At 50.8% G+C, this 11,585-nt stretch carries 12 protein-coding genes; 5 read left to right on the top strand and 7 right to left on the bottom strand.

The window, feature by feature from the left end; translation table 11 throughout:
* Window positions 1–83 precede the first annotated feature (83 nt).
* The gene (locus D9597_RS13440; RefSeq protein WP_130222869.1) at window positions 84–1,154 is read right to left on the bottom strand and encodes an acyltransferase family protein; all 1,071 of its coding nucleotides are present in this window, start codon (window positions 1,152–1,154) and stop codon (window positions 84–86) included.
* A gap of 261 nt (window positions 1,155–1,415) precedes the next feature.
* On the opposite strand from D9597_RS13440, the gene lolC reads away from it, so the two are divergent.
* From lolC to cobB, 5 genes are read left to right on the top strand one after another with little or no spacing between them, the layout of a single operon-like run.
* On the top strand, window positions 1,416–2,615 hold the full coding sequence (gene lolC, locus D9597_RS13435) for a lipoprotein-releasing ABC transporter permease subunit LolC (protein WP_000284714.1): 1,200 nt from the start codon (window positions 1,416–1,418) through the stop codon (window positions 2,613–2,615).
* Window positions 2,608–3,309, top strand: coding sequence for a lipoprotein-releasing ABC transporter ATP-binding protein LolD (lolD, locus tag D9597_RS13430; protein ID WP_001033695.1), 702 nt, complete (start codon window positions 2,608–2,610; stop codon window positions 3,307–3,309). The genes lolC and lolD overlap by 8 nt, the downstream gene beginning before the upstream one ends.
* On the top strand, window positions 3,309–4,553 hold the full coding sequence (gene lolE / locus D9597_RS13425) for a lipoprotein-releasing ABC transporter permease subunit LolE (RefSeq protein ID WP_042003467.1): 1,245 nt from the start codon (window positions 3,309–3,311) through the stop codon (window positions 4,551–4,553). The genes lolD and lolE overlap by 1 nt, the downstream gene beginning before the upstream one ends.
* A gap of 28 nt (window positions 4,554–4,581) precedes the next feature.
* Window positions 4,582–5,493, top strand: a complete 912-nt coding sequence (gene nagK, locus D9597_RS13420) for an N-acetylglucosamine kinase (protein WP_130205577.1) — start codon at window positions 4,582–4,584, stop codon at window positions 5,491–5,493.
* 15 nt (window positions 5,494–5,508) lie between these two features.
* Window positions 5,509–6,330 (top strand): Sir2 family NAD+-dependent deacetylase, encoded by an 822-nt coding sequence (gene cobB / locus D9597_RS13415; protein WP_000952736.1) that lies wholly within the window; start codon window positions 5,509–5,511, stop codon window positions 6,328–6,330.
* A 137-nt stretch (window positions 6,331–6,467) separates the two neighbouring features.
* Here cobB and D9597_RS13410 read toward each other — a convergent pair whose 3' ends face one another.
* From D9597_RS13410 to potA, 6 genes are read right to left on the bottom strand one after another with little or no spacing between them, the layout of a single operon-like run.
* Window positions 6,468–7,253 carry a TPM domain-containing protein gene (locus D9597_RS13410; protein WP_130222867.1) on the bottom strand — a complete coding sequence of 262 codons (786 nt, stop codon included), beginning with the start codon at window positions 7,251–7,253 and terminating at the stop codon, window positions 6,468–6,470.
* Complete coding sequence (locus D9597_RS13405) at window positions 7,250–7,711, bottom strand: DUF3592 domain-containing protein (protein ID WP_130222865.1); 462 nt, start codon at window positions 7,709–7,711, stop codon at window positions 7,250–7,252. The genes D9597_RS13410 and D9597_RS13405 overlap by 4 nt, the downstream gene beginning before the upstream one ends.
* 57 nt (window positions 7,712–7,768) lie before the next feature.
* On the bottom strand, window positions 7,769–8,815 hold the full coding sequence (gene potD / locus D9597_RS13400) for a spermidine/putrescine ABC transporter substrate-binding protein PotD (RefSeq protein ID WP_130215933.1): 1,047 nt from the start codon (window positions 8,813–8,815) through the stop codon (window positions 7,769–7,771).
* On the bottom strand, window positions 8,812–9,606 hold the full coding sequence (gene potC, locus D9597_RS13395; RefSeq protein ID WP_000580316.1) for a spermidine/putrescine ABC transporter permease PotC: 795 nt from the start codon (window positions 9,604–9,606) through the stop codon (window positions 8,812–8,814). Before potC ends, potD begins: the two co-directional genes overlap by 4 nt.
* Window positions 9,603–10,460: a spermidine/putrescine ABC transporter permease PotB gene (gene potB, locus D9597_RS13390; protein WP_060773672.1), complete on the bottom strand. Its 858-nt coding sequence runs from the start codon at window positions 10,458–10,460 to the stop codon at window positions 9,603–9,605. Before potB ends, potC begins: the two co-directional genes overlap by 4 nt.
* Complete coding sequence (potA, locus tag D9597_RS13385) at window positions 10,444–11,580, bottom strand: spermidine/putrescine ABC transporter ATP-binding protein PotA (RefSeq protein ID WP_130205581.1); 1,137 nt, start codon at window positions 11,578–11,580, stop codon at window positions 10,444–10,446. The genes potB and potA overlap by 17 nt, the downstream gene beginning before the upstream one ends.
* Window positions 11,581–11,585 lie beyond the last annotated feature (5 nt).

The raw sequence follows: 11,585 nt of genomic DNA, 5'->3' as shown, positions 1-11,585 counted from the left end.
GCATATCTCTGATAAGCAATGCTGTTCATTATCCGTAAACAACATGGTTTAGCAAATTGAATCGCCCCGGCTGGGGCGATGGCTTAACGAGAGTAACTGGTGGCAGGCAGAGAAGGCGGGGAGAACAACAGGTCGCTGAATGCGCGTTGTGAAAATTTTCGCACCAGTAATCCAGCAACAGTACAAATCAACAAACTGACAAAGGGATAAACCAGCAGGAGCGTCAGTTCGAGTTGCGGCGACCAGCGGGCTGCATTCATTTGCGGAATCAGACTTAAGCTGAATATCTCTACCAGAATGCGATGGGTGGTGTAGATGGCAATGGTGTTAGAACCAATCACATTCAGCAGGCTGGAGGAACGCATACCGAAACGCTGCTCGTACTGATAAAACAGTTTCATGATCACCACAATCGATACCAGCGACAACAGCAGCGAGATATTAAACAACCAGGCAGCAACCGCCAGAACAGCCAGCAAAGAAGCCATCAGCAGATGGCGGCGCAACGGCACCTCTTTAACACAGGTCATTAATGTTGCGCCAAACCATGCACCAAGGCTGTAATAAGGCAAATTGCGGATCACACTGTTCATTCCCCACCATGGCGTGGGAACGAAATTAACCGCCACACTCATCAGCACAAACAGAACGAATAGTGGCAGTGCCAGGCGGTTAAAAATTTTACATATCACGAAATAGACAATTAACGCATACAGATACCACAAGCTGGTGCTGGCGGTGATCATCCCGTGCAGGAACTCGCCAGTGGAATCGGCATAAGCAGCATTGGAGGCATTGCTTAAATCGCGCTCAGGCGCCAGCCACGGGTTCAGTGCACTTAACGCCAGCCACTGCACCACGCCCCAAAGCACCAGCACCCAGAAGATGTTCCAGATGCGTTTATCGAGACAATTTCCCCAGGGTACGCTGTCGATATAGCGGCGAATCAAATAGCCGGAAATAAAGAAAAAAACCGGCATACGAAAGGGCGCAAGGTAAAGATTGAAATAGATCCAGCATTTGCTCAGGACTTCCGATAACGGATGCTGGAAAGTGGTCAGATGCGGATAAAAGGTAATGACCGAGTGATAAACCACCACCAGACAAATACATAACCCTTTGATCTGGTTAATCCATAGCTCTTTTTGTTTCATCAGAACAACACGCTCTTTTTATTTAACATGCTGTTGATCCTGCGGGGCGAGTCGCGTGGTGTAATGCGTATCTGTCTGTATTTGGTTATTTTTCAGATAAAGATCAGGCCATAAGGCCGATGATAAAATGAGGCCCTTTAGCCGATTGATTTGCTGGTACTTTTCAGATTAGCCCTGACGATCACTTACAGTTCAGACGTTTACCCATCCCGCTTTCGCTTATATACTCGTGTCTTTGCTAACAGCAACCAGACGGATTTCATGTACCAACCTGTCGCTCTATTTATTGGCCTGCGTTACATGCGTGGGCGTGCAGCGGATCGCTTCGGTCGTTTCGTCTCCTGGCTTTCTACCATCGGCATTACCCTCGGGGTGATGGCACTGGTCACAGTATTGTCAGTGATGAACGGCTTTGAGCGCGAGCTGCAAAACAACATCCTTGGCCTGATGCCACAGGCAATTCTCTCTTCTGAGCATGGCTCTCTTAACCCGCAGCAACTCCCGGAAACGGCAGTCAAACTGGACGGCGTTAATCGCGTCGCACCTATTACTACCGGTGATGTGGTACTGCAAAGCGCGCGCAGCGTGGCGGTCGGGGTGATGCTGGGTATCGACCCGGCGCAAAAAGATCCACTAACGCCGTATCTGGTCAATGTGAAACAAACTGACCTCGAGCCGGGGAAATATAATGTCATCCTCGGTGAACAGCTTGCCTCACAGTTGGGCGTTAATCGCGGTGATCAAATCCGCGTGATGGTGCCATCTGCCAGCCAGTTCACGCCAATGGGGCGTATTCCAAGTCAGCGCCTGTTCAATGTGATTGGCACTTTCGCCGCCAACAGTGAAGTCGATGGCTATGAAATGCTGGTGAATATTGAGGATGCCTCGCGTCTGATGCGTTATCCGGCAGGCAATATTACCGGCTGGCGTTTGTGGCTGGATGAGCCGCTGAAAGTCGACTCATTAAGTCAGCAAAAACTGCCTGAAGGCAGCAAATGGCAGGACTGGCGTGACCGTAAAGGCGAGCTTTTCCAGGCCGTACGCATGGAAAAAAATATGATGGGCTTACTGCTGAGCCTGATTGTCGCCGTTGCGGCGTTTAACATTATTACCTCGCTAGGGCTGATGGTGATGGAGAAGCAGGGCGAAGTAGCGATCCTGCAAACGCAAGGCTTAACTCCGCGACAAATCATGATGGTCTTTATGGTGCAAGGGGCCAGCGCCGGGATTATCGGTGCAATCCTCGGAGCAGCGCTTGGCGCACTGCTTGCCAGCCAGTTGAATAATCTGATGCCGATAATCGGCGTCCTGCTTGATGGCGCGGCGCTGCCGGTGGCTATCGAACCTTTACAGGTCATTGTTATTGCGCTGGTGGCGATGGCTATCGCGCTGTTGTCTACGCTTTACCCTTCCTGGCGCGCTGCCGCCACTCAACCCGCTGAGGCTTTACGTTATGAATAAGATCCTGTTGCAATGCGACAACCTGTGCAAACGCTATCAGGAAGGCAGTGTGCAAACCGATGTGCTGCACAATGTCAGTTTCAGCGTGGGCGAAGGTGAAATGATGGCGATCGTCGGTAGCTCTGGTTCTGGTAAAAGTACCTTGCTGCACCTGTTAGGCGGGTTGGATACGCCAACTTCCGGCGATGTGATTTTTAACGGTCAGCCGATGAGCAAACTGTCTTCGGCGGCGAAAGCAGAGCTGCGCAACCAGAAGCTGGGCTTTATTTATCAGTTTCACCACCTGCTGCCGGATTTTACTGCCCTGGAAAACGTGGCTATGCCGCTGCTGATTGGCAAGAAAAAGCCCGCTGAAATCAACAGTCGAGCGTTGGAAATGTTAAAAGCGGTGGGGCTGGAGCATCGTGCGAATCACCGCCCGTCAGAGCTTTCCGGTGGTGAGCGCCAGCGTGTGGCGATTGCCCGTGCGCTGGTCAATAACCCGCGCCTGGTACTGGCGGATGAACCTACCGGTAACCTTGACGCGCGTAACGCAGACAGCATCTTCCAGTTGCTTGGGGAGTTGAATCGCTTGCAGGGCACTGCCTTCCTGGTGGTCACTCACGACCTGCAACTGGCGAAACGTATGAGCCGCCAACTGGAAATGCGTGATGGACGTCTGACGGCGGAACTGAGCCTGATGGGGGCGGAGTAATGGCGATGCCTTTATCGTTATTAATTGGCCTGCGTTTTAGTCGCGGACGGCGGCGCGGCGGCATGGTGTCGCTGATCTCCGTCATTTCTACCATTGGCATTGCACTTGGCGTGGCGGTATTGATCGTCGGCTTAAGCGCGATGAATGGCTTTGAACGCGAACTGAACAACCGCATTCTTGCTGTGGTACCGCACGGTGAAATTGAGGCGGTAGATCAGCCGTGGACTAACTGGCAGGAAGCACTGGATAAAGTGCAGAAAGTGCCGGGTATTGCCGCCGCTGCGCCGTATATCAATTTCACCGGGCTGGTGGAGAGCGGCGCGAATCTGCGCGCTCTGCAGGTTAAAGGCGTTGATCCGCAACAGGAACAGCGTCTGAGCGCGCTGCCATCATTTGTCCAGGGCGATGCCTGGAACAATTTTAAAGCGGGCGAACAGCAGATTATCATCGGCAAAGGCGTGGCGGATGCGCTGAAAGTGAAGCAGGGGGATTGGGTGTCGATCATGATCCCAAACTCGAATCCCGAGCATAAGCTGATGCAGCCGAAACGTGTGCGTTTGCACGTTGCGGGTATTTTGCAGTTGAGTGGCCAACTCGATCACAGTTTTGCCATGATCCCGCTGGCGGATGCCCAACAATATCTTGATATGGGTTCCAGTGTGTCAGGCATTGCCCTTAAAATGACGGATGTTTTTAACGCTAACAAACTGGTACGTGACGCGGGTGAAGTAACCAACAGCTACGTTTATATCAAGAGCTGGATTGGTACTTACGGCTATATGTATCGCGATATCCAGATGATCCGCGCCATTATGTATCTGGCGATGGTACTGGTGATTGGCGTGGCCTGTTTCAACATCGTCTCCACGTTGGTGATGGCGGTGAAAGACAAGAGTGGCGATATCGCAGTATTAAGAACGCTGGGGGCGAAAGACGGTTTAATTCGCGCCATCTTTGTCTGGTATGGATTGCTGGCAGGGCTGTTCGGCAGCCTGTGTGGTGTGATTATCGGCGTAGTGGTTTCACTGCAACTTACCCCGATTATTGAGTGGATTGAAAAGCTGATCGGTCATCAGTTCCTCTCCAGCGATATCTATTTTATTGACTTCCTGCCATCGGAATTGCACTGGCTGGACGTCTTCTACGTACTGGTCACAGCATTGTTGCTGAGTCTTTTGGCAAGTTGGTATCCGGCGCGACGCGCCAGTAATATTGACCCTGCGCGAGTCCTTAGCGGCCAGTAAAGGCAGTACATTAAAACAAGGAGCGGCAATGTATTACGGGTTTGATATTGGTGGAACGAAAATTGCGCTAGGCGTGTTTGATAGCGGTCGGCAGTTGCAGTGGGAAAAGCGGGTGCCGACACCGCGTGACAGCTATGACGCATTTTTAGATGCAGTGTGCGAGCTGGTGGCCGAAGCCGATCAACGTTTTGGCTGTAAAGGCTCTGTCGGCATCGGTATTCCGGGAATGCCGGAAACAGAAGATGGCACGCTGTATGCCGCCAATGTCCCCGCCGCCAGTGGTAAACCGCTGCGTGCCGATCTGAGCGCACGCCTTGAACGCGATGTGCGCCTTAATAACGACGCCAACTGCTTTGCCCTTTCTGAAGCCTGGGACGATGAATTTACCCAATATCCGTTGGTGATGGGACTGATCCTGGGGACTGGCGTTGGCGGTGGACTGGTATTCAATGGTAAACCGGTAACGGGTAAAAGCTATATTACGGGTGAATTTGGGCATATGCGCCTTCCCGTCGATGCGTTAACCATGATGGGGCTGGATTTCCCGTTACGTCGCTGCGGCTGTGGTCAGCACGGTTGCATTGAAAATTATCTGTCTGGTCGCGGCTTTGCGTGGCTGTATCAACACTATTACCATCAACCGTTGCAGGCTCCCGAAATTATTGCGCTTTATGAGCAAGGCGATGAGCAGGCAAGGGCGCACGTTGAGCGTTATCTGGATTTATTAGCGGTTTGTCTGGGAAATATCCTGACCATTGTTGACCCTGATTTGCTGGTCATTGGCGGTGGCTTATCGAATTTCCCGGCAATCACAACGCAACTGGCGGACAGGCTGCCTCGTCATCTCTTACCTGTAGCTCGTGTTCCGCGCATTGAACGCGCGCGCCACGGTGATGCGGGAGGAATGCGTGGTGCGGCCTTCCTACATCTAACCGATTAAACAACAGAGGTTGCTATGCTGTCGCGTCGGGGTCATCGGTTAAGTCGTTTTCGTAAAAATAAACGCCGCCTGCGCGAGCGTTTGCGTCAGCGTATTTTTTTCAGAGATAAAGTGGTGCCGGAAGCAATGGAAAAACCAAGAGTACTCGTACTGACAGGGGCAGGGATTTCTGCGGAATCAGGTATTCGTACCTTTCGCGCTGCGGATGGCCTGTGGGAAGAACATCGGGTTGAAGATGTGGCTACACCGGAAGGTTTTGATCGCGATCCTGAACTGGTGCAAGCGTTTTATAACGCCCGTCGCCGTCAACTACAGCAGCCAGAAATTCAGCCTAACGCTGCGCATCTGGCGCTGGCTAAACTGCAAGACGCCCTCGGCGATCGCTTTTTGCTGGTGACGCAGAATATCGATAATCTGCATGAACGCGCAGGTAATACCAATGTGATTCATATGCATGGGGAATTGCTGAAAGTACGTTGTTCGCAAAGCGGTCAGGTTCTCGACTGGACCGGAGACGTTACGCCAGAAGATAAATGCCATTGTTGCCAGTTCCCGGCACCCTTGCGACCGCACGTAGTTTGGTTTGGCGAAATGCCACTCGGCATGGATGAAATTTATATGGCGTTGTCGATGGCCGACATTTTCATTGCTATTGGTACTTCCGGGCATGTTTATCCGGCGGCTGGGTTTGTTCACGAAGCGAAGCTGCATGGCGCGCATACGGTTGAACTCAATCTCGAACCGAGTCAGGTCGGTAATGAATTTGCCGAGAAATATTACGGCCCGGCAAGCCAGGTGGTACCAGAGTTTGTTGAGAAGTTGCTGAAGGGATTATAAATCAGGAGTAATTGCCTGATGCGCTACGCTTATCAGGCCTACAAGGGGACGCAATTAATTGAATTTGCGGGTTTTGTGGGCCAGATAAGGCGTTCGCGCCGCATCCGGCATAATACACGCGCACTTTACTGCCTCTTTTACCGTTTACTCGTCAATAACAACGCGGCAATAAACGCACAGACTCCAATCAGTCCCGCCCAGAGCGGCGATATTCTGGTAATCGCAAAGCTGTCATCGATATACAAACATAAAGCCTGATAACCCATATTGGCAACAGTCATGGCCACTGCAAACTTTAATGCATAAATAAAACGAGTCGTGTAGTTAAAAAATGCAGTAAAGACGATGAATGCAACCGCCCAGGCAAAAAGGCCTAATGTCGTGGTGCTGCCGGGGGGATCATTTTCATGCTGTTGTCCTGGATGCGGATAATATGTTAGTGGCGGCGTCGGTTGTTTTAATATCTGTGCTTGTAGAACAGTCAATGCATTATTGATTCCCTGATACCAGAGGCCAGCATGTAAATAAGCCAGTGTGTGATTTTCTATCAGAAGGCCGAGATGTTTATCGTCCAGACCGCTTTCAACCTGGCCGTTGGTGATCATAATTAACCGTGGTTCGCGGGTAGTAAATAGTAACAGAACACTTCCTTTTACATCACTCAATGAAGATGACGCATGCGCCAGCATCGCTTTGCCATTTTGCCTGAAGCTTGCTTCATTAACGCCAGGTACAACCACGATAAACGGTGCAATCCCTGTTTGTTGACGAAAAAGCTCCGCTTTCCGCGCAATCTCCTCAGCATCTGGTACAGTACCGGTAACATCCGTAAAAAGTGTCTTCATTATTGGGATTAAGGGCTTACTGGTTACCGTCAGAGGCAGAAGTATCAGCAAACTGAGCAGTATTATGATTTTTTTCATGGGCGGGACTTCCGTTTCCTGCGTGACTTTTTAGATGAGGGCATACTGATTAATAAACCGACGGCGATAAAAATAACGCCCATAATGCCGATAAACCCCCATTTAAAAAAATTAACCCACGGGTTATTTATCTCAGCCTTTTCAGGATGCCCCGGAGAATAATAAACATTAACTTTATCGCCTTCGCTGTCTTCATAAAAATCGCTGCCGATACTCGAAGTGAAAATTAGCGTGTAATCTGGCGTCGGGCGAAAGGCAACGACGGGATACCACGAACCATCTTTACCCGTGCGATGAGAATGACTGGAGTGCCAGACGGTATCAACAATGACGCCTTCGGTATGAATCGCATCTTTGCTATAGGTGAACTGGTTATAAAAGATAACAACAGAAATGAGGGTCAGTACCAGACCGATACCGAGGAATATACGAAAGAAAACTTTACTGTCCTGACTCATTAGCCACATCCTTGCTAAATAAAAAACGGGCGGTAATACCACCGCCCGCTTGCTGAATTAACGTCCTGCTTTCAGCTTCTGATAATACTCTTCATAAATGCTGCTGGCTGGGCCAACGTCACTCTGCCATTCGCCATTTTTAATGGTTTCAGCATCCGGGTAGAGCGTCTTGTCGTTCGCTATTTCCGGGCTTAACAGTTTGCGCGCGGCGAGGTTTGGTGTTGGATAACCGATAGTTTCGGCAACCTGTTTTGCCACATCCGGGCGCAGCAGGAAGTTGATCAATTTCAGCGCGCCTTCTTTGTTTTTGGCATTTGCCGGAATCGCCAGGCTGTCCATCCAGAAAATGCCGCCTTCTTTCGGCCATACCACGTCAATTGGCGTACCCGCCTGGCGAGCAACGAAAGCAGAGCCGTTCCAGATCATGCCGAGGTTAACTTCGCCTTCCATGTACGGGTTTGCCGGGTTATCGGAGTTAAACGCCGCGACGTTTGGCATCAGTTTTTTCAGCTCGTTATACGCAGCTTCAATCTCTTTCGGATCGGTGGTATTACCGGAGTAGCCAAGCTTACGCAGCGCCATCTGGAATACTTCACGGGCATCGTCGGTCAGCAGCAGGCTGCCTTTGTACTCAGGCTTCCACAGATCGGCCCAGCTGGTGACAGATTTCGGATCCACCGCATCACCGTTAACGCCAATCGCCGTCGCACCCCAGATATACGGAATGGAGTAGTCGTTATTCGGATCAAACGGCTTGTTGAGCATTTCTGGATCGAGATTGCTGAAGTTTGTTAACTTCGACTTGTCGATCTTCTGGATCATCCCTTCTTTACGCATTTTATCAACGTAATAGGTTGAAGGAACCACCAAATCATAGGCACCGTCTTTGTACGTTTTCAGTTTGGCGTACATGGTTTCGTTCGACTCGTAAGTCGAATAGATAACCTTAATGCCGGTTTCTTTGGTGAACTGTTCGAGCAGTCCTGGCGGTACGTACTCGGTCCAGTTGTAGAAATACAGTGTGTTGTTGTCATCAGCGTGAGCGGCGCTCATGCCCAGTGCCAGAGCACCCGCCGCGAGCAGGTGGCGTGACCATTTTTTCATTTAACGTCCCCTGTGTTACCTTTCGTTTTATCACGAGCAATAAGCTGGCTGGCAATAACCATCACCAGCGACAGCACCAGTAATATGGTTGCCAGCGCGTTAACTTCCGGCGATACGCCGACTTTGACCATCGAATAAATTTTTAACGGCAGAATTTCATAGCTTGGCCCGGTGACGAACGAAGAAACCACCACATCGTCCATCGACAGGGTAAAGCTTAACACCCAGCCTGCCGCCACCGCTGGCATTGCCAGTGGCAGGATGATTTTTCGCAGAATGGTAAATTCACTGGCACCGAGATCTTTCGCCGCTTCCAGCATTCGCACGTCAAAACCTTTCAGGCGCGAATACACCGTCACCACCACAAACGGTAGGCAGAAGGTGATATGCGAGAACAGCAGCGACCAGAAGCCAAGCTGAATACCCAGCAGCATAAACAGCACCAGCAGAGAAATCGCCATCACGATATCTGGCGACATCATCACCACAAACAGCATTCCGCTAACGAACGGCTTACCACGAAAGCGATAGCGGTACAGCGCAACTGCCGTCAGTGAACCGATAAGCGTGGCAAACGTCGCCGAAAACACCGCCATCGTCAGTGAATGCTGCGCTGCCTGTAACAGGCTGTCGTTGTTCATCAGCAGGCTATACCATTTGGTGGTAAAACCCTGCCAGTTGATGCCAAAGCGCGAGCTGTTGAAGGAGTTCACAATCAAAATAATGATTGGGATATACAGGTACGCGTAGATAGCGGTCATAAAACCGCCGCGAAGCAGTCGACCGATCATTCGAGTTCCACCTTCTTATTCAGCAAACGAGAAGCGCGCCAGTAAACCAGCAACATCAGGCCCATTACGATAGTCAGCGTAATGCTGGTGGCTGCACCAAACGGCCAGTCACGAATATTAAGGAACTGGACCTTGATGACGTTACCGATCAGCAGGTTTTTCGCACCGCCCATCAGGTCGGACACATAGAACAGGCCCATCGCTGGCAGCATCACCAGCAGACATCCGGCAATAATCCCCGGCATCGTCAGTGGAATAATGATGCGGATAAAAGTCTGCAACTTGCTGGCACCGAGATCGCGCGCCGCCTCCAGCAACGGCTTATCCAGTTTTTCGATACTGGAGTACAGCGGCATCACCATAAACGGCAGCAGAATGTAAACCAGACCGATAATCACCGCACTGGGCGTGAACATGATACGAATTGGTGTGTCGATAACGCCCAGCCAGAGCAAAAACTCGTTGAGATAGCCTTTGGTGCTGAGGAAAATTTTCAGCCCGTAGATGCGAATCAGTGAGTTGGTCCAGAAGGGAACAATCAGCAGAAAAAGTAGCAGCGGACGCACCTTGTGCGGCAGCTTCGCCAGAAACCAGGCAAACGGATAGCCCAGAACCAGGCAGGCAAGGGTAGCGATCAGCGCCATATTCAGCGAGTGCAATAGCACTTCAAAATAGAGCGGATCGAGCAGACGTGCGTAGTTTTCCAGCGTAAAGACCATTTTGACGAAACTGGCGTCGTCGCGGGTCAAAAAGCTGGTGCCAATGATCATCAGGTTGGGCAGAAAGACAAACAACACAAGCCAACCGACAATAGTGACAATCACTACATTCTGGAACTTACTTGTGTTCTTCATCAGCCAGTACGACCTCCCAGCTTTCTACCCAATTAATGGCCATTTTTTGGTCGAGAGAGTGGTCAAAGTCAGGATCGTCTTCATTGAAGAATTCGCTCACCATCACCATCTTGCCATTTTCCAGTTCAACAACCGACTCCAGCGTCATGCCTTTGTAGTTACGCTCGCGAACGTAACCAATCAGCCCTTCAGCATGGTTGTCGTCGTTAATCTCTTCAACACGTAAGTCTTCCGGGCGCAGCAGAACATGCAGTTTTTGCCCCGGTTCAACGGCGAAGTTAACGTAGATATTACACTCGCGACCTTCAACGTTAGCCCGTACGCGCTGCTCGTCGAGTCGCTCGATCACCGTGGCGTTGAACATATTGATCTCGCCAATGAATCCGGCAACAAATAAATTCTTCGGCTCTTCGTAAATTTCGCGCGGTGTACCATCTTGCTCAATACGACCCTCGCGCATCACCACAATTCTGTCTGACATGGTGAGCGCTTCTTCCTGATCGTGAGTGACAAAGACGAAGGTAATACCAAGCTTACGCTGTAACGCTTTCAGCTCGTTCTGCATTTGCTTGCGCAGTTTGTAATCCAGCGCCGAGAGCGACTCATCAAGCAGCAGGAGGCGAGGCTTGTTAACCACCGCGCGGGCAATGGCGACGCGTTGCTGTTGACCGCCTGAGAGTTGATGCGGTTTGCGTTGAGCGAAGCTTTCCAGTTGCACCATCCGCAGGGCTTCCATCACGCGAGGCGTAATTTCAGCAGCGGGGGTTTTTTGCATACGCAAACCAAAGGCCACATTTTCGAATACGGTCATGTGGGGGAATAGCGCGTAGCTTTGGAAAACGGTGTTCACATAGCGGTTTTCCGCCGGAACGTGGGTGATGTCCTCGTTATCCAGCATGATGCGTCCAGAATCAACAGTTTCCAGACCCGCAATCAGGCGAAGAACGGTTGTTTTACCGCAGCCAGAAGGGCCAAGCAGCGTGAGGAACTCGCCATTGTTGATAGTCAGATCCAGCTGGGGAATGACCTCTTTACCATCAAAGCATTTGCGAATTCCCGCCAATTGCACCAGCGGTGAAAGCGAACTCGGTTGTTTATTCAATTTTTTACTCTGTCCCATGTAAA

It is taken from the genome of Escherichia sp. E13S3, from assembly GCF_004212325.1.
GTDB lineage: Bacteria > Pseudomonadota > Gammaproteobacteria > Enterobacterales > Enterobacteriaceae > Escherichia.
This window is presented reverse-complemented; position numbering and strand designations above follow the sequence as displayed.